The sequence below is a fragment of the Aeromonas sp. s13 genome (assembly GCF_040907905.1).
GTDB classification, from domain to species: domain Bacteria; phylum Pseudomonadota; class Gammaproteobacteria; order Enterobacterales; family Aeromonadaceae; genus Aeromonas; species Aeromonas veronii.
Genome location: NZ_JBFOCS010000088.1, coordinates 25,601 through 46,575, shown reverse-complemented (window position 1 = coordinate 46,575; position 20,975 = coordinate 25,601). Strand labels below are relative to the sequence as shown.

15 protein-coding genes are annotated in these 20,975 nt (G+C 58.6%); 10 read left to right on the top strand and 5 right to left on the bottom strand.

The window, feature by feature from the left end; genetic code table 11:
* The first annotated feature begins 39 nt into the window (after positions 1-39).
* Positions 40-789 carry an ABC transporter substrate-binding protein gene (locus tag AB5Y82_RS20335; RefSeq protein ID WP_201902031.1) on the top strand — a complete coding sequence of 250 codons (750 nt, stop codon included), beginning with the start codon at positions 40-42 and terminating at the stop codon, positions 787-789.
* Between the two features lie 36 nt (positions 790-825).
* Here AB5Y82_RS20335 and AB5Y82_RS20330 read toward each other — a convergent pair whose 3' ends face one another.
* Complete coding sequence (locus AB5Y82_RS20330; RefSeq protein ID WP_159143862.1) at positions 826-1,689, bottom strand: LysR family transcriptional regulator; 864 nt, start codon at positions 1,687-1,689, stop codon at positions 826-828.
* A 166-nt stretch (positions 1,690-1,855) separates the two neighbouring features.
* On the opposite strand from AB5Y82_RS20330, the gene AB5Y82_RS20325 reads away from it, so the two are divergent.
* The 5 genes from AB5Y82_RS20325 (at position 1,856) to AB5Y82_RS20305 (ending at position 9,393) form a co-directional block, all read left to right on the top strand.
* Positions 1,856-3,289 (top strand): glycoside hydrolase family 1 protein, encoded by a 1,434-nt coding sequence (locus AB5Y82_RS20325; RefSeq protein ID WP_368174444.1) that lies wholly within the window; start codon positions 1,856-1,858, stop codon positions 3,287-3,289.
* Positions 3,290-3,482: 193 nt separating this feature from the next.
* Positions 3,483-5,243 (top strand): 30S ribosomal protein S12 methylthiotransferase accessory factor YcaO, encoded by a 1,761-nt coding sequence (gene ycaO, locus AB5Y82_RS20320; protein WP_115521843.1) that lies wholly within the window; start codon positions 3,483-3,485, stop codon positions 5,241-5,243.
* Positions 5,244-5,624: 381 nt separating this feature from the next.
* The gene (gene focA / locus AB5Y82_RS20315) at positions 5,625-6,473 is read left to right on the top strand and encodes a formate transporter FocA (protein ID WP_005333620.1); all 849 of its coding nucleotides are present in this window, start codon (positions 5,625-5,627) and stop codon (positions 6,471-6,473) included.
* Positions 6,474-6,519: 46 nt separating this feature from the next.
* Entirely contained in the window at positions 6,520-8,802 is a 2,283-nt protein-coding gene (gene pflB / locus AB5Y82_RS20310; RefSeq protein ID WP_146061802.1) for a formate C-acetyltransferase, read from the top strand.
* Positions 8,803-8,958: 156 nt separating this feature from the next.
* Positions 8,959-9,393, top strand: coding sequence for a YcgN family cysteine cluster protein (locus tag AB5Y82_RS20305; protein ID WP_162504416.1), 435 nt, complete (start codon positions 8,959-8,961; stop codon positions 9,391-9,393).
* 247 nt (positions 9,394-9,640) lie between these two features.
* Here AB5Y82_RS20305 and AB5Y82_RS20300 read toward each other — a convergent pair whose 3' ends face one another.
* Positions 9,641-11,257 (bottom strand): peptide ABC transporter substrate-binding protein, encoded by a 1,617-nt coding sequence (locus tag AB5Y82_RS20300; protein WP_368174443.1) that lies wholly within the window; start codon positions 11,255-11,257, stop codon positions 9,641-9,643.
* Positions 11,258-11,639: 382 nt separating this feature from the next.
* Between AB5Y82_RS20300 and fbp the strand changes: the two genes are divergently transcribed.
* The gene (gene fbp / locus AB5Y82_RS20295; protein WP_005336993.1) at positions 11,640-12,674 is read left to right on the top strand and encodes a class 1 fructose-bisphosphatase; all 1,035 of its coding nucleotides are present in this window, start codon (positions 11,640-11,642) and stop codon (positions 12,672-12,674) included.
* 99 nt (positions 12,675-12,773) lie between these two features.
* Here fbp and mfd read toward each other — a convergent pair whose 3' ends face one another.
* Positions 12,774-16,241, bottom strand: coding sequence for a transcription-repair coupling factor (gene mfd, locus AB5Y82_RS20290; RefSeq protein ID WP_368174448.1), 3,468 nt, complete (start codon positions 16,239-16,241; stop codon positions 12,774-12,776).
* Positions 16,242-16,297: 56 nt separating this feature from the next.
* On the bottom strand, positions 16,298-16,873 hold the full coding sequence (locus AB5Y82_RS20285; protein WP_064336238.1) for a hypothetical protein: 576 nt from the start codon (positions 16,871-16,873) through the stop codon (positions 16,298-16,300).
* Positions 16,874-16,949: 76 nt separating this feature from the next.
* On the opposite strand from AB5Y82_RS20285, the gene AB5Y82_RS20280 reads away from it, so the two are divergent.
* The 3 genes from AB5Y82_RS20280 to lolE all read left to right on the top strand — a co-directional run bounded on the left by AB5Y82_RS20280 (position 16,950) and on the right by lolE (position 20,213).
* A complete protein-coding gene (locus AB5Y82_RS20280) occupies positions 16,950-18,185 on the top strand; it encodes a lipoprotein-releasing ABC transporter permease subunit (RefSeq protein WP_005345085.1) in 1,236 nt (411 codons plus the stop codon).
* An 88-nt stretch (positions 18,186-18,273) separates the two neighbouring features.
* A complete protein-coding gene (gene lolD / locus AB5Y82_RS20275) occupies positions 18,274-18,972 on the top strand; it encodes a lipoprotein-releasing ABC transporter ATP-binding protein LolD (protein WP_162632555.1) in 699 nt (232 codons plus the stop codon).
* Positions 18,972-20,213 carry a lipoprotein-releasing ABC transporter permease subunit LolE gene (gene lolE, locus AB5Y82_RS20270; RefSeq protein WP_111900628.1) on the top strand — a complete coding sequence of 414 codons (1,242 nt, stop codon included), beginning with the start codon at positions 18,972-18,974 and terminating at the stop codon, positions 20,211-20,213. The genes lolD and lolE overlap by 1 nt, the downstream gene beginning before the upstream one ends.
* 87 nt (positions 20,214-20,300) lie before the next feature.
* On the opposite strand, the gene yfbR is transcribed toward lolE, so the two are convergent.
* The gene (gene yfbR / locus AB5Y82_RS20265; RefSeq protein WP_047436789.1) at positions 20,301-20,891 is read right to left on the bottom strand and encodes a 5'-deoxynucleotidase; all 591 of its coding nucleotides are present in this window, start codon (positions 20,889-20,891) and stop codon (positions 20,301-20,303) included.
* Between the last annotated feature and the right edge of the window lie 84 nt (positions 20,892-20,975).

The following is a 20,975-nucleotide window of genomic DNA, read 5'->3' as shown; positions in this document are numbered from 1 at the left end:
CTAGGCTCAGAGTTGGCAGAAGTGGATGGAGTCGCGGCCATGAGAGTCAGTCTGGGGAGCGCAATCCTGTGGGGATTGTTGATGTGGCAGAGTGTCTGGGCGGCGCCAGCGGCCGAGTTGAAGCTGGTCTACTTTGACGACTTTGCCCCATATTCGTGGCGTGACGAACAGGGCAAGATGCGCGGGCTGATGATCGACGTGATGGATCGGGTAGTGGCGCAGATGGGGCTGCGGGTGCGCCATGAAGGTTATCCGTGGCAACGGGCACAAAAACTGGTGCGGATGGCGCAGGCCGATGGTTTTGTCACCATCGCTACCCGGGAGCGGCGCTCTTACACATTGGTGGTGGAGGAGCCCGTTACCACGACGGTTTTGACGGTATTTACCCGGCTTGGCCACCCTCGGATGACCGATTTTCAGCGTGCCAGCCGCTTGAGCGACTTCAAATCACTTACCTTTCTCGACTATTTCGGTAACGGCTGGGGCAAGGAGAATCTGGCGGGCTTCACCGTTCATCACACCATCAATGTCGATAATGTCTTCAAAATGCTGGCGGCGGGTCGGGGGGACCTGATGGTGACAGACCCACTGGTGGCACGCTTCAAACTCAACCAACTGGGTCTCTCCGGGTTGGTGGTCGAGGTGCCGCTGCAGCTTGCCTCTACCCCGTTCAATCTCTGCATCGGCAAGCACTCCCGCTTCAATACCCGGATAACCGAGTTCAACCGAGCCCTGCAACAGCTGCGACAAAGCGGCGAATTGGCGCGTATCGTCGAACGCTATCGTTGATGCGCGGCCGCCATCTGCTGTTTGCCAACGGCGTGTTTATCTTGGCGCCATATCGGCGATGGTTGCCCAGAAGGCATCGATCAAGGGCCCCTTGCTGTGGGGCGGACGGATAAGGCCAATGGTCCAGCAGGCTTCCCCATCTCTAAGGGACAGGGTGAGTACATCCGGGTGCTCTATGGTGGTGGAGGAGGGGACCAGAGTCCAGGCGATCTCTGCCGCCGCGGTGGCGACGCCAGCGGCGAAATCGTTGACGTACTGGATATCGCGAAAACGCAGCCCGCTCTGGGCCAGATAGTTCATCAGGTGATCGTAAAAGGACGGGGCCTTGTCACGACGCAGGATCGCCAGCGGCTTGTCTACCAGATCCGCCAATGCCCTCACATCGCGGTAGCTGGCGGGCAGCACGGCGACAAAGTGGGCTTCGACCACCGGCAGGGCGTGCCACCCCTTGGGGGCGGGCAGGCGGCAAAAACCGAGATCCAGCTTGCCTTCACTCAGCGCCAGCAACTGGTGGTGGGTGGAGAGATCGTTGAGCTCGATGGTCACTTGCGGCCGCTCGGCGCGAAAACGGGCAATGGCGGAGGGCACCAGGATTTTGGTGGCCACGCCAAAGCCGATGCGCAGGGTGCCGACATTGCCCGCCAGCACGTCGCGGGCGGTGCGCGAGAGCTGCTCGCTCTGGATGACCACAGCGCGGGCATCCTCATACAGCGCCCTACCCAGTCCGGTGAGGCGAGTGGTACTGGCGTTGCGCTCGAACAGCTCGCCGCCCAGCTCCTCCTCCAGCCGCCTGATCTGTTTGCTCAGGGCCGACTGGGTAACGTGCTGGCGTACCGCCGCCTGGCCGAAGTGCAGTACCTCCCCCAGAGTGACGAAGGCTTTCAGATCCCGTAACTCCATCAGGGCTCCTTTCATTCCTGTTGGGAATGTTGAGTGGTCATATTTGTCATTGGACGGAATTTTAGAAGTGATGGATGCTTATGCCAATTCATTTCGGGTGCCCCGACAGGGGGCATCGAGTTATCAGAGATGGCTGACACCATCAGCGCAGAAGGAGCAACACCAGATGCATCATCACAAGTTCAACGACTTCCCGAGAGATTTTCTGTGGGGCGCCGCCTCCGCCGCCTATCAGGTGGAGGGGGGCTGGAATGCCGATGGCAAGGGGCCCTCGGTGTGGGATCTCTTTACCAAGCTACCGGGCAAGACCTTTGAGGGGAGCAACGGCGATGTGGCGGTGGATCACTACCACCGTATGGAAGAGGACGTGGCGCTGATGGCCGAGATGGGGCTCAAGGCCTATCGCTTCTCGGTGAGCTGGCCGCGCATCTACCCCACCGGTCGGGGGGAGGTGAACGAGGCGGGGCTGGCCTTCTACGAGAAGCTGATCGACACCCTCTTGGCCCACCAGATCGAACCGGTGCTGACCCTTTATCACTGGGATCTGCCGCAGGCGCTGCAGGATGGGTACGGCGGCTGGGAAGACCGACGCATTATCGAGGATTTCGAGCGCTACTGCGTGACCCTCTATCAGCGTTTTGCCGGCAAGGTGAAGTACTGGGTGTCGCTTAACGAGCAGAACTACAACCTGACTAACGCCTATCAGCTCGGCACCCATCCGCCCGCTGTGCAGGATCGCAAGCGCTTCTTTGCCGCCAACCATATCGCGTTTCTGGCCAATGCCCGGGTGATCAAGGCGTTTCGCCAGCATGTGCCAAATGGCCTCATCGGCCCGAGCTTTGCTTACTCTCCTGCCTATCCGGCGTCGTGCGATCCGAAAGATATGCTGGCCTACGAGAATGCCGAGGAGTTCAACAACCTCTGGTGGCTGGATGCCTACTGCTTTGGCCGTTATCCGCAAGCGGCGCTCGCTTACTTGCGGGAAAACGGCGAGGCGCCGGAGATCCTGCCGGGCGATATGGAGCTGCTGCGCGAAGGGACGCCCGACTACATCGGCGTCAACTACTACTACACCCTGACCTACACCGATAACCCCTTGGGCGGTCAGACCCTGCAGCGGATCAACACCACCGGCAAGAAGGGGACTACGCCATCGAGCGGCATCCCCGGCCTCTACAAGACGGCGCCCAATCCGCACCTTGAGACCAGCAACTGGGACTGGGCCATCGACCCGACCGGGATGCGCATCGCGCTGCGTCGCCTCTCTTCCCGCTATGGTCTGCCGCTGATGATCACCGAGAACGGTCTTGGCGAGTTCGACAAGCTGGAGGCGGGCGACAAGGTGAACGATGAGTACCGCATCGATTACCTGCGCAGCCACGTCAAGGCGTGCCAGGAGGCGATGCAGGATGGGGTGGAATTGCTCGGCTACTGCGCCTGGTCGTTCACCGACATCCTGAGCTGGCTCAACGGCTACCAGAAGCGTTACGGCTTCGTCTATGTGGAGCGTGACGAGCAGGGGGGCTCCCTTCGCCGGATCAAGAAGGCGAGCTTCCACTGGTACAGCCAGGTGATTGCGAGCCAGGGCAAGCAGCTCTGACGATGTATCGCGTCGCGTAACCAGCGGGCCCGGGCAATCCCCGGGCCCGCGCTGTTTGTGACGGGGGAGCGGGGATAAGCCGGTTTCTCAACGTGCGACTCATCCCTGTTTGCTGATTTTTGTCCTGCCAAAGCCGCCGACCCCTGCTATTATCTGCGGCCGAACATGAGCCAATAAAAATCAGGATATCGTGATGACTGACCACACTTTTATTCCCGGCAAGGACGCGGCGCTGGAAGACTCCATCGAACGCTTCCAGACCAAGCTGCAAGCCTTGGGCTTTGATATTGAAGAGGCCTCCTGGCTCAACCCCGTGCCGAACGTCTGGTCGGTGCATATTCGCGACAAAGAGTGCGCCCTCTGCTTTACCAACGGCAAGGGTGCCAGCAAGAAGGCGGCCCTCGCGTCTGCTCTTGGCGAATATTTCGAGCGTCTCTCCACCAACTACTTCTTCGCCGACTTCTATCTGGGCGAGCAGGTCGCCAACGGCGATTTCGTTCACTACCCGAACGAAAAGTGGTTCCCCATCGAGGGTGACCAGTTCCCGGCCGGTCTGCTCGACAGCTTCACCCGCAAGTTTTACAACCCGGATGGTGAAGTAACCGCCGACATGCTGGTGGATCTGCAGTCAAACAACGAAGAGCGCGGTATCGTCGCGCTGCCGTTCGAGCGCCAGTCCGATCACGAGACCGTCTACATCCCGATGAACATCATCGGCAACCTCTATGTCTCCAACGGCATGAGCGCTGGCAACACCAAGACCGAAGCGCGCACTCAAGCGCTCTCCGAGGTGTTCGAGCGCCACGTGAAGAACAAGATCATCGCCGAGGCCATCAGCTTGCCGCTGATCCCGGACGAGGTCATTGCCCGTTATCCGGGGATTGCCGCCTCCATCGCGGCGCTCGAAGCGGAAGGCTTCCCCATTTACAGCTTCGATGCCTCCCTGGGTGGCCGCTATCCGGTCATCTGTGTGGTGCTGCTCAACCCGAGCAACGGCACCTGCTTTGCCTCCTTCGGCGCCCACCCGCGCTTCGAAGTGGCCTTCGAGCGTACCGTGACCGAGCTGCTGCAGGGCCGTGGTCTCAAGGATCTCGACGTGTTTGTGCCGCCGTCATTCGACAACGAGCAGGTGGCGGATCACCACAACCTCGAGACCCACTTCATCGACTCCTCGGGCCTCATCAGCTGGGATCTGTTCAAGCAGGATGCGGACTTCGAGTTTGCCGACTGGGACTTCCGTGGTACCTCGCAGGAGGAGTTCGATCACCTGATCGGCATCTTCCATGAGCTGGAGCAGCCGGTCTATATCGCCGACTACGAGCATCTGGGTGTCTACGCCTGCCGCATTCTGGTGCCGGGCATGTCCGACATCTATCCGGCCGAAGATCTGCTGCTGGCCAACAACAACATGGGCGCCAACCTGCGCGAAGTGATCCTGGCGCTGCCATCACTGGATTGGGATGCCGAGCAGTACATGGCGTTGTTTGATCAACTGGATGAAGAGGGGCACGACGAGCGTACCCGTGTACGCGAGCTGCTGGGCATCGCTGCCGCCAAGGGTACCGCGCTGCACACCCTGCGCGTTGGCGAGCTGAAAGCCATGCTGGCGTTGGCCGCCGGTGAGCTGGAGACCGCACTGGATCTCATCGACTGGACCATGGAGTTCAACCAGTCGGTGTTTACTGCCGAGCGTGCCAGCTACTACCGCGCCCTGCGTGCCTGCGTCGAGTTGTTCCTCGACGAGGAGCGGGATCCGGAGCAGTATCGCGCCGTCTTCACTCGCATGTATGGCGAAGAGACGCTGGTACAGGCATGGGCTAACGCCAGTGGCGAAGCACGCTTCCACGGGCTGGAGGCGGCCGACCTGTCGCTCTCCCAGTTCCCGCTGCACCAGAAGCTGCTGGCGGCTTACGAGAAGCTGCAAAAGGCCAAGCGAGCCCATCACTGGGCGTGATTGTTGCTGTAAAGGAAGGGGCCGAGTGGCCCCTTCTGTTTATCGTGCGGCAAGGCACGGGATTGTTATTCAAAGATGAAATAAAAAACAAAAAATACCCCTAAGGGGGTTGATGACAGGGCAGGGGATGTGCTGGCGATCTGCAAAGATATCTTGCCAATACCATATTTCCATGATTGGAAATAAATTCTTTAAAATCATTGCATTAAAAATGTGATATTTCTGTTTCAGCTGATACCTGGTGTAAAGTGGCGTAGCCATCGCACTAAAATATTTGTAGTAAAATTACATTCGCACTCTGATAAACTTGATCAATGTCAATTTTGGCTATTTGGCCCTTTGTTATGATTTCAACAGGCAAAACATTCAGGTAGAAAATAATTGAAAGCTGAATCTCCATTCGATTGTCTCAAGCCCGAAGCCATCGCTGCACTGGCTGAAGACATCACCTATGCCAAGGCTACCAAGCCGGCATACAAGGTCATTCCACTGGCCATTACCGCAGGCGCTTTCATCGCCATCGCATTTATCTTCTACATCACAGTGACGACCGGAACCGGCTCCATGCCTTGGGGTATGGCCAAGTTGGTGGGCGGTCTCTGCTTCTCTCTCGGACTTATTCTTTGTGTGCTGCTCGGTGCCGAGCTGTTCACCTCCACCACCCTGACACTGGTGGCCAAGGCTGCCAATCGCATCAGCTGGGCTCAGCTGCTCAAGAATTGGGGTCTGGTCTACTTCGGTAACCTGATTGGCGGTCTGCTGATGGTGGCGCTGATCATCGTTTCTGCAGAGTACACGGCAGCAGACGGTCAGTGGGGCCTTAACGCCCTGAAAGTGGCCCAACACAAAATTCACCACACCTTCTTCGAAGCGGTGGCGCTGGGTATCCTCTGTAACCTGATGGTATGTCTTGCTGCCTGGATGGCCTTTGGTGCCCGCAGCGCGACTGACAAGGTAGTGGTTATGCTGCTGCCGGTTGCCATGTTCGTTGCCTCAGGTTTCGAGCACAGCATCGCAAACATGTTTATGATTCCGGTTGGTATCGCTATCCACAGCGTGGCTAGTCCGGAATTTTGGCAGGCCATCGGCCAGGATCCAGCAACCTTTGCTGACCTGACCGTATCCAACTTCGTCCTACACAACCTCATCCCCGTGACCATCGGCAATATCATCGGTGGTGGCGTGATGGTTGGTCTGACTTACTGGTTTATCTTCCGTCGTCATCATTAAGGATGATTGCGGGATACTACATCAATACCGTGTGAGGTAATGAAAAATGGCAGAACTTAACGAACAGTTCCAAAAAGCATGGGAAGGCTTCGCGGCCGGTGAATGGCAGACCTCTGTCAACACCCGCGACTTCATCCAGAAGAACTACACCCCGTATGAAGGTGACGAGTCCTTCCTGGCTGGCGCGACCGAAGCGACCACCAAGCTGTGGGACAAGGTCATGGAAGGGATCAAAATCGAGAACCGCACTCATGCGCCGGTCGATTTTGATACTGACCTGCCCTCCACCATTACCGCACACGATGCCGGTTATATCGATCAGAGCCTGGAGCAGATCGTTGGTCTGCAGACTGACAAGCCGCTGAAGCGCGCCATCATCGCCAACGGCGGTATCAAGATGGTTAAAACTTCTTGCGAAGTGTACGGTCGTCAACTGGACCCGATGGTCGAGAAGATCTTCACTGAATACCGCAAGACTCACAACCAGGGCGTGTTTGACGTTTACACCAAAGACATCCTGAACTGCCGTAAGTCTGGTGTTATCACCGGTCTGCCGGATGCCTACGGCCGTGGCCGTATCATCGGTGACTACCGTCGTGTTGCCCTGTACGGTATCGACTTCCTGATGGCCGACAAACTGGCCCAGTTCAAGTCCCTGCAGGCTGACCTGGAAAACGGTGTCAACCTGGAAGCCACCATCCGTCTGCGCGAAGAGATCTCCGAGCAGCACCGTGCCCTGGCACAGATGAAGGTAATGGCTGCCAAGTACGGTTGTGATATCTCCGTACCGGCCAAGAACGCCAAAGAAGCCGTACAGTGGACCTACTTCGCCTACCTGGCGGCAGTCAAGTCCCAGAACGGCGCCGCCATGTCCTTCGGCCGTACTTCCAGCTTCCTGGACATCTACATCGAGCGTGACCTGCAAAAAGGCCTGATCACCGAGCAAGAAGCCCAGGAGCTGATGGACCACATGGTCATGAAGCTGCGTATGGTTCGCTTCCTGCGTACCCCGGAATACGATTCACTGTTCTCCGGCGACCCGATGTGGGCTACCGAGACCCTGGCAGGTATGGGCGTTGATGGCCGTACCCTGGTCACCAAGAACAGCTTCCGTATGCTGAACACCCTGTACACCATGGGCCCGTCCCCTGAGCCGAACCTGACCATCCTGTGGTCCGAGAAGCTGCCGGTCGGTTTCAAGAAGTACTGCGCCAAGGTATCCATCGAGACCTCTTCCGTTCAGTACGAGAACGACGACCTGATGCGTCCGGACTTCAACAACGATGACTACGCCATCGCTTGCTGTGTGTCCCCGATGATCGTCGGCAAACAGATGCAGTTCTTCGGTGCCCGTGCCAACCTGGCCAAGACCATGCTGTATGCAATCAACGGCGGTATGGACGAGAAGCTCAAGATCCAGGTCGGTCCGAAGACCGAAATGGTCAAGTCCGAGTACCTCGACTACAACGACGTGATGGATCGTCTGGACCACTTCATGGATTGGCTGGCCAAGCAATACGTTGCTGCGCTGAACATCATCCACTACATGCACGACAAGTACAGCTACGAAGCCTCTCTGATGGCGCTGCACGACCGTGACGTATATCGCACCATGGCGTGTGGTATCGCGGGTCTGTCCGTAGCCGCTGACTCCCTGTCTGCCATCAAGTTCGCCAAGGTCAAGCCGATTCGTGACGAAGATGGCGTTGCCATCGACTTCGAAATCGAAGGCGAGTACCCGCAGTTCGGTAACAACGACGCTCGCGTCGATGACATCGCCTGCGACCTGGTTGAGCGCTTCATGAAGAAAATTCAGAAGCTGAACACCTACCGTGGTGCCGTGGCTACCCAGTCCGTGCTGACCATCACCTCCAACGTGGTGTACGGCAAGAAGACCGGTAACACCCCGGATGGCCGTCGCGCTGGTGCGCCGTTCGGCCCGGGTGCCAACCCGATGCACGGTCGTGACCAGAAGGGTGCCGTTGCTTCCCTGACTTCCGTTGCCAAGCTGCCGTTCGCTTACGCCAAAGATGGTATCTCCTATACCTTCTCCATCGTGCCAAACGCGCTGGGTAAAGACATGGAAGCCCAGAAAGCCAACCTGGCCGGTCTGATGGATGGTTACTTCCACCATGAGTCCAACCTGGAAGGCGGTCAGCACCTGAACGTCAACGTGATGAACCGTGAAATGCTGCTGGACGCCATGGAAAACCCGGAGAAATATCCGCAGTTGACCATCCGCGTATCCGGTTATGCCGTTCGCTTCAACTCTTTGACCAAAGAGCAACAGCAAGACGTCATCACCCGTACCTTCACTGCTTCTCTGTAATCGAGACATAGTGAGCAAAAACCGGCGCCAAGGCGCCGGTTTTTTTATGTTTGGTTTTTATTGCTAAAGAACTCCGTGGACAATGCCAACCTTGAAATTCAGGATGACAATAGGTATAACCACGCGTTTGAGAAGGCATATTAAGTGAGCGGTATGATGCAATCCTCCTTTTGGCAGACCAAGAGTCTGCAGCAGATGACTGAATCCGAGTGGGAATCCCTCTGCGATGGTTGCGGTAAATGTTGCCTTAACAAGCTCATTGATGAAGATACAGATGAGCTTGTATTCACCAATGTGGCTTGTAACCTGCTCAATACCAAGACCTGCCAGTGTTCCGATTATCTTAATCGCTTCAAAAAAGAGCCTGACTGTCTGCAGATAACTCACGACAAGATTGCCGAATATGATTGGCTCCCCTCTACATGTGCCTATCGTTTACTGGCTGACGGAGATACTCTGCCAGAGTGGCATCCGCTGCTGACCGGCAGTCGCTCTGCCATGCATCAGGCAGGTCAATCTGTACGTGGCAAAGTGGTTCACGAGGATCAGGCTGGTGAGTGGATTGATCACATAATCACTTGGGCCAGTTGAGCCAAGTGATCAAGTGCAATGTGGCCTTATCTAGAAGCTGAAAACGTCACCCATTTTTAGCTTGTGTTTTCTACCTCAAAACCCCCGATATAGCGTATCGGGGGTTTTGTCGTTCAGAAAGCGGTTCTGGCGTTTGCTTGTTGCAGATATCAGCGGTCCTACTTAGATTACCTGGACTTGAAGCTGCCTCTCTTGACCATCATTACAACAAAGGTCAGCAAGTCTTGTTGACCTGTTCAGTCAGTGTCTATTGGGCAACCAGATAGAGCTCCTTGCTGTAGACCACATCCTGCGGGTTAAGGTGGGGGTAGCCTTTCACGAAAGGCTTGAGCAACCTGGATTTGACCGAGAAATAGATAGGGGCGATGGGGGCATCCGCATCAATGAGTGCCTCTGCCTGTTGATACAGGGCATTGCGTTCAGCGGGATCCAGCGAGTCGTGGGCCTTGGCCAGCAGGGCGTCGTACTCCTTGTTGAACCACTTGCCGCTGTTGGCACTGCTGCTGGAGGTCATGATATCGAGGAAGGTGGAGGCGTCGTTATAATCCCCGTTCCAGCCATAGCGGCTAACGCCAAAATCCCCCTCGTTGAGTGCCGAGACCATGGTCTTCCACTCCATGTTGTTGAGGGTGGCAGTGACCCCCAGGTTGTGTTTCCACATGGAGGAGACGGCCAGCGCAATCTTTTTGTGGCTCTCGTTGGTGTTGTAGAGAATGTCCACGGTGAGTGGCTTGTCCGGACCATAACCCGCTTCGGCCAAGAGGGCTTTGGCTTGCTTGATCCGCTCCTCTTTGCTCTGCAGCTGGCTGGCCGGTTTTTTCAATTCAAAACCGTCCACAATGGGGGGCGTGAAGCTATATGCGGCAATTTGTCCCTGTCCCAGGATCTTGTCGGTGATGGTCTCCCGGTCGATGGCGAGCGAGAGCGCCTTGCGTACTTTCGGGTCATCGAACGGTTTGCGCTGGGTATTGAAGACATAGTAATAGCTGGCCAGCGTGGGGACGCTGACCAGTTCTTCCGGACTCTTACTCTTGAGCTGTTTGTACTGCTCCAGCGGATAAGTGGTGTAGTGCAGTTCACCGGTGCGATAGCGGTTGTAGGCGGCGGTTTCGGAGACGATCTCCAGATAGATCACCTTGTTCAGGACGGTGTGCTGGTTGTTCCAGTAGTGGGTATTGCGCTCGGCGCTCAGCCGCTCGTTGGGGGTCCACTCCTTGAGTACAAAGGCACCGTTGGAGACGATATTGCCCGGTTTGACCCAATCCTTACCGAATTTTTCAATGGTGGCCTTGGGGGCCGGGAACGTGGTGTAGTGGGCAAGCGTCTTCAGGAAGAAGGGAACCGGATTTTTCAGGGTGACCTGCAGGGTGTGGTCATCGAGCGCCTTGATCCCTAGCTCTGACGGGCTCTTCTTGCCCTGTGTCACCTCCCTTGCATTGACCACTCCGGTCAACTCGATAAACCAGGCGTAGTTGGAGGCAGTCTTGGGATCGGCCGCCCGTTGCCAGCCGTAGACATAATCGGCGGCGGTGACCGGTTCACCGTTTGACCACTTGGCCTCGGGCCTCAGTTTGAAGGTGTAGACGGTACCTGTCTTGTCGACCTCGTAGCTGACGGCGCCTGCTGGTTTGATCTTGCCTGTATTATCCAGCTCATAGAGCCCTTCAAACAGATCGTTGACGATGGCACTACCGGCGGTCTCTTCTACCAGCTGGGGGTCGATGGTGGTGGGTTCGGTGCCGATATTGGTCACGTAGATTTGTTGGGCATCCGGCAGCAGCTTGGTACCGGCAGGCACCTGGGCAGCCCAGGCGGGAAGGGCAAACAGTCCGGCTACCATGCCGGCAATGAGAGTCTTGTTCATTGATAATCCTTGAGTTTTATTTGCTTCCAAAGCGAAATCAGTGTGCTGGATTGGCGATCGGATCTCAAGAGGCAATGGCTGAGGGAACGGCAGGCCCATCAGACTCCATTTTTAATGGCTCAAGGCCAGTCAGCTCATGGCTTGTCGCAGGTTATTGCCACGAATTAAGGGTCCGAAAGTTATCGATTGGAACCGAATAAAAAGTGTCTTTTACTATAACGTGAGGCGAAATAGCCTATTTAATAGGCCGCTTAATTCGCTGCAAAAACAAAAAACAGACGTTACATTAGGTTACAAATCAAGGCCGCCGGTGATCGGCATTTTTTTTGCCGACGCCTGCAAACGTTTTCAATGCCAACGGATGCGATCTAAAGGAACAAAAATGCGAAACATGATCACCATGGGTGAGTTCATCGTCAAAAAGCAGGCGGATTATCCTACCGCGACCGGCGAGCTGACCTCGTTGCTCAGCTCGATCCGCCTTGCTGCCAAGGTGGTGAACCGGGAGATCAACAAGGCGGGACTGGCGGATATCATCGGTTCCATGGGCGCTGAAAACGTACAGGGCGAGGTGCAGCAGAAGCTGGATGTCTACGCCAACGAACGCTTCAAGGCGGCGCTGGAAGCGCGCGGCGAGGTGTGTGGCATGGCCTCGGAAGAAGAAGAGGACTTCGTGGCCTTTGACTCGCCACTCTCCAAAAACTCCAAGTATGTGGTGCTGATCGACCCGCTCGATGGCTCCTCCAATATCGACGTCAACGTCTCGGTCGGGACCATCTTCTCCATCTACCGCCGTTTGAGCCCGCAGGGTTCGCCGGTGACCCTGGAGGACTTCCTGCAACCGGGCAACCGTCAGGTCGCCGCCGGTTATGTGGTCTACGGCTCCTCCACCATGCTGGTCTACACTACCGGCTTTGGCGTCAACGGCTTTACCTACGACCCCTCCATCGGTTGCTTCTGCCTCTCCCACGAGAACATCCGCATTCCGGAAGAGGGCAAGATCTACTCCATCAACGAGGGCAATTACATCAAGTTCCCGGACGGGGTGAAGAAGTACCTCAAATATTGCCAGGAGCGCGACGAGGCGACCCACAGACCTTACACCTCCCGCTATATCGGCTCCCTGGTCTCTGATTTCCATCGCAACCTGCTCAAGGGCGGCATCTACATCTATCCGTCCGGCACCAACTCGCCGAATGGCAAGTTGCGGCTGCTCTATGAGTGCAACCCGATGGCGTTTCTGGTGGAGCAGGCTGGTGGCAAGGCCTCCGACGGCTTTGGCCGCATCATGGATATCCAGCCCACCGCGCTGCACCAGCGCACCCCTTACTTCGTTGGCTCGACCAAGATGGTGGAGCGGGCCGAAGCCTTTATGCGCGAGTTCTCCGCCCATGAGGATCCAGCTAACCAGGGCTGATAGTACGCAGCTGACTGATAGCGAATAAAAAACGGGAGCCGAGATGGCTCCCGTTTTAGTTGGCGTTATCTCTCTGGCTCGCCGCCAGCGTTGCAGTATTCACAGGCTGTTGTTGGCCAGATCTGCCAGCAAGCCATCCACCAGTTTCAGGCGCATGGCGCGATCCTGGGTCGGTACCTGGAAACGCAACCGGGTCGGCCCGTCCATCTTGTAGACCCTTGGCTGGCTGGAGAGCAGTTTGACCAGATAGGTCGGATTGACCTTTGTCTCCTGGGTGAAGTCGAGATAGCCGCCACGCTCGCTCATCTCCACCCGGCGAATGCCAAGGGCGGTGGCACGCTGGCGGAAGGCGGCCAGCTCCAGCAAAGTTTTGGTCGCCTCCGGCAAGAGACCAAAGCGGTCGATCAGCTCCACTTTCAGCTCTCGCAGCTCTTGCTCGTCCGCCGCACTGGCGATCCGCTTGTACATGGAGAGGCGCATGTTGACGTCCGGAATATAGTTATCCGGCAGCAGCGCAGGCAGGCGCAGTTCTACCTCGGTATGCTGGCTCATCAGCTGCTCCAGCGATGGCTCCTTACCATTTTTCAGTGCCTCGACCGCCTGCTCCAGCATCTCCATGTAGAGGGTGAAGCCGACCGATTCGATCTGGCCGCTCTGATCGTCGCCGAGCAGTTCGCCCGCGCCACGGATCTCCAGATCGTGGGTCGCCAGCGCAAAACCGGCGCCGAGATCTTCGAGCGAGGCGATCGCCTCCAGCCGCTTGGCCGCATCCTTGGTCATCAGCTTGGGATGGGGGGTGAGCAGGTAGGCATAGGCCTGATGGTGGGAGCGGCCAACCCGGCCCCGCAGCTGGTGCAGCTGGGCCAGACCGAGGTGATCCGCCCGATCCATGATGATGGTGTTGGCGCTCGGCACGTCGATGCCGGTCTCGATGATGGTAGTGCAGACCAGCAGGTTGAAGCGCTGGTGGTAGAAGTCGGACATGATCCGCTCAAGGTCGCGCTCGCGCATCTGGCCGTGGGCGATGCCGATGCGGGCCTCTGGCACTAATTCGGCAAGATCGGCGGCGCACTTCTCGATGCTCTCGACATCGTTGTGCAGGTAGTAAACCTGACCACCACGCTTCAATTCCCGCAGCACAGCCTCGCGTACCACCGCCGGTTCGTGTTGGCGCACGAAGGTCTTGATGGCGAGTCGCTTGGCGGGCGGGGTGGCGATGATGGAGAGATCCCGCATGCCCGACATCGCCATGTTGAGGGTGCGCGGAATGGGGGTTGCGGTCAGGGTGAGGATATCCACATCGGCCCGCAGCGCCTTGATCTTCTCCTTCTGGCGCACCCCGAATCTGTGCTCCTCATCGACGATGAGCAGTCCCAGATCCTTGAAAGTGAGCTCGGAGCCGAGCAGCTTGTGGGTGCCGATGATGATATCCACCTTGCCTTCGGCCAATTCCTTCATCACAGCGCTCTGCTCCTTGGCGGAGCGGAAGCGGCTCAGCACCTCGACCCGCACCGGCCAGTTGGCGAAGCGGTCGCGGAAGTTGTCGTAGTGCTGTTGCGCCAGCAGGGTGGTGGGCACCAGCACGGCAACCTGCTTGCCGCCGTGGACGGCCACAAACGCCGCCCGCATCGCCACTTCGGTCTTGCCGAAACCTACGTCGCCACACACCAGTCGGTCCATGCTCTTGGCCTGACACATGTCCCCCAGCACCGCATTGATGGCGTTGAGCTGATCGTCGGTTTCCTCGAACGGGAAGCTGGCGGCAAACTGGCGATAGGCCTCTTTGTCGTGCTTGAAGGCAAAACCGGCGCGAGCGGCGCGATGAGCGTAGACATCCAGCAACTCGGCTGCCACGTCGCGCACCTTCTCCGCCGCCTTGCGCCGCGCCTTGCTCCAGGCTTCACCGCCGAGCTTGTGGCTGGGCGGGTTATCAGAACCGGTGTAGCGGCTGATAAGGTGCAAACTGGTGACCGGCACGAACAGCTTGTCGCCGCCGGCATATTCGAGGGTCAAAAACTCGGTGGGCAGACCACCGGCGTCGATGGTTTCGAGCCCCAGATAGCGGCCGACCCCGTGATCCAGATGGACCACCGGCTGGCCCTGGGTCAGCTCGCCCAGGTTTCTGATCACTGCATCGGAGCTTAAGTTTTTGCTCTTCTCCCGCGCTCGCTTGCTGCGCACCTTGCCGCCCAGCAGCTCGGTCTCGGTGATCAGCGCCAGTGGATCCTGACCGACCTCCTGCCACAGGAAGCCACGCTCAAGGGGGGCAACCAGCAGGCCGTGTCGATCCGGGCTCGCCATAAAGGCGTCAAGGGAGGGGAACTCCTTGGGTTGCAGCGAGATACGCGCCAGCAGATCGCCGAGCACCTCCCGTCGCCCTTCGGATTCCACCGCAAACAGGGTGCGCCCGGCAAAGCCTTGCAGGAACTGGTTGAGCGCCAGCAAGGGTTGCTCCTTGCTGTGATCGAGTTGCAGATCCGGCAGCGCCTCGATGGGCAGATCGTGCTGACCAGCATCGCCCGCAGTGGCGGCCTCTTGCAGCCGCACCGCGCCATATTGGCCAAGGGCTGCAAAGAGCTGCTCCACCGGCAGATAGAGCTGGGCCGGGGGTAGCAGGGGGCGAGTATTGTCCCAGCGTCTGTCTTCATAGCGCTGGCCGATATCGTTCCAGAAACGCTGGGCGGCGGGGTAGATATCCCCCACGGTGAGCAGCAGGGTATCTTCCGGCAGGTAGTCAAACAGGCTGGCAGTCTGGTTGAAGAAGAGTGGCAGATAATACTCGATGCCGGCGGGCCAACGCCCCTTGCTCACCTCCTGATAGACGGAGCCCTCGGCCCGCGACAGCTCGAACTGCTCGCGGAACTGGCCGCGAAACAGTTCGATGGCTGCCTCGTCGGTAGGGTATTCCCGGGCGGGCAGCAGGCTGACCGTCTTGACCGGTTCGCTGGAGCGCTGGGTTTCGGGATCGAATGGGCGGATGGAGTCCACTTCATCGTCGAAGAAGTCGATGCGATAGGGGCTGCTACTGCCCATGGGGAAGAGATCGAGCAGGGAGCCGCGGGCGGCAAATTCGCCATGTTCCAGCACCTGATCCACCGCCACGTAACCCGCCTCGGCCAGGCGTCCGCGCAGCTGTTGCAGATTGAGGCGCTGGCCGGCCTTCACCATCAGGCTGTATTTGTCGAGATAGACCCGGGGGGCGCAGCGCAACATCAGGGTGGAGATGGGGACAATCAATACCCCCTTGCTCATCTGCGGCAGCTTGTAGAGAGTTTCGAGCCGCTGGGAGATGATGTCCTGATGGGGAGAGAAGGTGTCGTAGGGCAGGGTCTCCCAATCGGGGAACAGCAATACCGGCGCAGACTGATCGGCTAGCTGCTTGTCTGCCAGCAAATACTGAAGCTCCTGCTCCAGGCGCAGGGCGCTCGGGGTATCGGCGGTAATAAGCAGTACCGGCCCCTTGGCTTCACTGGTGAGACGGGCTGCAATCAGCGAGAGGCTGCTGCCGACCAGCTGGCCGAGCGTGATCTTTTGGCCCGCTTTGGCGGGCAAGGCGGGGAGTGTCATTGGCATGGTTCGATTCTTTTAACGTTGACGTTATCTATCGCTGACGTTCGCTCTGGTTAGCGCTGACGTTCTTGGGCGCGCAGCTTGAGCTGCTTCGATTGCACGTGGAGGCTGGCACGAACCAGCAGTTCACGGTCATCTTCGCGGATCCGCACATAGTCGAGCTGCACATGGGTGCCATGTTCACCGCCGTCGAGCTGTTTGACCTGGCCATAGCAGTAGATAGCGGCCGCCTCTTCCCGCAGGAAGATCTTGAGGCGGACGATCTGGTGCAGGTGCGGCGCATCCCCGTGACCATGATAGGGGTGCAGGTAGGTGAGCTGGCCAGCCCCGAAGCGCAGGGTGTGAAAGCGCTGCTCCGGATGGTCCTGCAGGGAGAGCACATAGCCCATGATCATGTCGATCTTGCGGGACTGCTGATTGACGATCTCGATCAGATCGTGCATCGACTCGTTCTGGTTGCGCAGCAGGCGAGTGGTCACCAGATCGATGGAGGTAATGGCCGAAGAGATCCGAAAGGGCTCCGGCAGCTCAGCGTCAAGCTCCTCCAGCGAGGGGAGGTGGAAGTCGGCCGGCATGGGGATCACATTGACCGGCGTGGCATGAGTGACGCTGAAGAACTGTTCCTGCATGGAGGCTATCCCTTGTTGTCATGGACGGTTTCCCTTTATTATCCGGTATCTTATTTTGTTGGCAACGTACATATCCTTGAAGACCGGACTTTTTCAGCCCCTTTCGCTGGCCATCGGCCTGCGTTATGCAGGCTCGAAGCGCAGCAATCGCTTCGTCTCATTTATCTCCCTGTTCTCTACCTTTGGCATCGCCATCGGGGTTGCTGCCCTGATGGTGGTCATTTCGGTGATGAACGGTTTCGAAGGGCAGCTCAAAGGGCGCATCCTCGGGGTGATCCCCCATGTGGTGGTGACCAATCAGGCTGGCCGCATTGATGCCGACCCGCAAGGGTTGCCTGATCTGGCCAAATTACCCCATGTGGTTGCCTCGGCCCCCATGCTCGACAGCGAAGGGATGCTGCAAAGCCCCGGTCAGCTGACCGGGGTGAGCGTGCAGGGGATCGACCCTGCAAAGTGGCCCAAGGATGACATCCTCCACAGCCAGATGCTGGGGGGACGACTCGATACCTTGCAGGCAGGTCACTACCGCATCGTGTTGGGGCAGGGGGTGGCTCGTCGCCTCAATGTCTCCATCGGCGATCAGGTTCGCCTGATCCTGACCGAAGGGACCCGCTTCACCCCGTTTGGCCGGGTACCGGCCCAGCGCCTCTTTACCGTCTCCGGCATCTTCGGGGTCGGCGCTGATGTGGATAACCAGATTGCGCTGATCGCGCTGGGGGATGCCCAGCGGCTGCTGCGCCTGCCGCCAGAAACCGTCGGTGGCATTCGCCTCTGGCTCGATGATCCCTTTGCCGCTGACGAGGTGATCAAGACACCGTTGCCGGATGGGCTGCTGTGGCAGGATTGGCGCCGCGAGCGGGGCGAGCTGTTCCAGGCGGTCGCCATGGAAAAACGGATGATGGGGCTGATGCTGGTGCTGATCATCGCCGTCGCCACCTTTAACATCCTCTCCGCGCTGGTGATGGTGGTGACGGACAAGGAGGGCGAAGTGGCCATCCTGCGCACCATGGGTATGAGTGAATCAGGGATCGTCAAAATCTTCATGGTACTTGGCGCCTCCAGCGGGGTGATTGGTGCCCTGTTTGGCGGACTGGCGGGCCTTGCGCTCTCCCTGGGTCTCAACCCTCTGCTCAATGCGGTGGGGCTCAACCTCTATATGGCGGCGGGCGGCAGTGGCCTGCCGGTGATTGTCGAGCCGGCTCAGGTCATCACCATTTTGCTGGGCGCCGTGCTGCTGAGCTTCAGTGCCACCCTCTATCCGGCGGCCCGCGCTGCGCGGGTGAAACCGGCCGAGGCGCTGCGTTATGAGTAATGCCGTGAATAATGCATCTTCTGTTGTGACTGGTGCCCCCGTAGTTGCGGGTGCCAGCGTTGTTACCGAGGCAAGTGGAGCCCCTGTTATGAATGAAGCCGTATCCCGTGAACCTCTGCTGCGCTGCCAGGCGCTCAACCATGTCTATAAAGAGGGGGAGCTGGAGACTCAGGTGCTCAAGGGGATCGATCTCTGTGTCGCGCCCGGTGAAATGCTGGCGGTGGTGGGGAGCTCCGGCTCCGGCAAGACCACTCTGCTGCATCTGATGGGAGCCCTCGACAATCCCTCCAGTGGCGCCGTGCTGTTCAAGGGGGAGGATATCCACCATTGGGATAGCCGAACCCAGGCCCGTTTTCGCAACCGCGAGCTGGGCTTTGTCTACCAGTTCCACCACCTGCTCTCCGAGTTCAGTGCGCTGGAAAATGCAGCCATGCCGCTGCTGATCGCCGGTGAGTCGGTGGCGGTCGCTACCGAAAAGGCAACCAAGATACTGGGGCGGGTGGGGCTTTCTCACCGTTTGCATCACCGTCCCTCCGAGCTCTCCGGTGGCGAACGTCAGCGGGTGGCGATCGCCCGGGCGCTGGTCAACGAACCGAGTCTGGTGCTGGCGGATGAACCTACCGGCAATCTGGATCACGCCAGTGCCACCGCGGTGTACGAACTGCTGTGTGAACTGAATCGTGAACTGGGCACTGCGTTTGTGGTAGTGACTCACGACTTGAGCCTCGCGGCCAAGCTCCATCGCCGGGTGACCCTGGTGAGCGGCGTGATGGCGGAGGTTGCCTGATGTTCAAACCGCTGCCCCTCTTTCTGGGCCTGCGTTACAGCCGCTCCCGCCGTCGCAACGGGTTTATCGCCTTTATCTCAGCCTCTTCCCTGATCGGTATCGCCCTCGGGGTGATGGCGCTGATCTTGGGCCTCTCTGCCATGAACGGTTTCGAGCGGGAGCTCAAAGACAGGGTGCTCTCGGTCGTGCCGCAAGGTGAGCTGGACGCCGTCGAGCGGCCGCTGCCGGATTGGCCCCGTCTGCGTGACTACCTGCTGGCCCAGCCGGGCGTCGAGGCCGCCGCGCCGGTTATTCGCCTCAATGGTTTGCTGGAGCATGGCTCTGCTCTCAAGGGGGTGCAACTGCGCGCGGTGCTGCCCGAACTGGAAGCCAACTTGTCGGATGCGGGCAAATACATGAGCGGTCGTGGCCTGCGTGAACTGCAAGCCGGTGAGCGTGGGGTGATCCTCGGCAAGACCATCGCCGACAAGCTGGGCGTCAAGGTGGGTGACACTCTCGGCTTGCTGTTGCCACAAGGGGGCGATCAGGCGGGGATCAAGAACCCGCGGCGCGAAGCCCTGACCGTGGTGGGGCTGCTGGAGATCGGCGGTCAGCTCGACGGCCTGCTCGGTTTTATGCATCTGGCTGATGCGCAAGCGATCACCGGTATGGGTAGCGATGTGGAGGGCTTCAGCCTGCGGGTGAGCGATGTGCTCAAGGCGCAATCCATCACGGTAGCCGCCGCGCAGCAGTTCCCTCATCACGTCTATATCCGCAGCTGGATGAACAGCCAGGGCTACCTCTATCAGGACATCCAGATGGTGCGTACCGTCATGTATGTGGTGATGCTGATGGTGGTGGCTGTCGCCTGCTTCAACATCGTCTCCACCCTGGTGATGGCGGTGAACGAGAAGCGCAGCGAGATCGCCATCCTGAAAACCATGGGGGCGAGCCCGGGTCAGATCCGGCTTACATTCGTCATTCAAGGGATGGTAAACGGCGTGGCCGGTGCCCTGCTCGGTGCGCTGCTGGGGGGCCTGCTCTCCAGCAAGCTGACCCAGATCCTGAGCGTTGTCGAAAAGCTCATTGGCCACCGCTTCCTCAATCCGGATATCTACTTTATCGACTTCCTGCCGACCGAGTTGCATATGCAGGATCTGCTTATCGTGACGGGGGCGGCCATCCTGATGAGTCTGGTGGCGACCCTCTATCCCGCCTGGCGGGCGAGCGGTCTGGTGCCCTCCCGCGAGCTGGGTCACTGATGCGCTGCATCTAATGCGCCATAAATAACGAAGGGCCCGTCGGTGAAAACCGGCGGGCCCTGCTGTTTTCAGGTCGCGTGGGCTGGCTTAGTGAGCGTTAAGCTCATCGAGCGGCAGAGAGAAGCTGGCCACAAAGGTGTCGATAAAGTAGCGCATCTCATCGCTCATCCGGGCTGCCAGCATGGCTTCAAGGCGCTTGCGAGCCGGTTCGAACTCCCGGTTGCCCGCGTTGATCTCCTCCAGACACTTGGTATAGGCGCAGAGGGTGTCGGCATCCTTGACCAGCCTGGCCAGCTCGTCATCCTGGGCTGCCGAATCGAGCAGGGGGCGAAAGTCCTCCACCAGTTCCGGCGGCAGCATGCCAAGCAGACGCTGCTCGGCGGCCAGTTCTATCTTCTTGTACTCGCGGGCAATTTCGGGGTTGAAGTATTTGACCGGGGTAGGCAGATCGCCGGTCAGCACTTCACTGCTGTCGTGGTAGAGCGCCATGACGGCGGCGCGGTCGGCATTCACGCTGCCGCCAAACAGCCGGTTTTTGATGATGCCGAGGGCATGGGCCACCATGGCGACCTGCAGGCTGTGTTCGGCAATGTTTTCCGGCTGGATGTTGCGCATCAGGGGCCAGCGGTAGATGAGTTTCATGCGGGCGAGATTGGCGAAAAAGTGGCTGGGTAACATGATGGCCTCAACAAAAGAGAATAGAAAAGGGCAGACTCTAGTCTGCCCTTTTTTTCGTTGCAGGGCAGCGTCTGCCTGCGCATT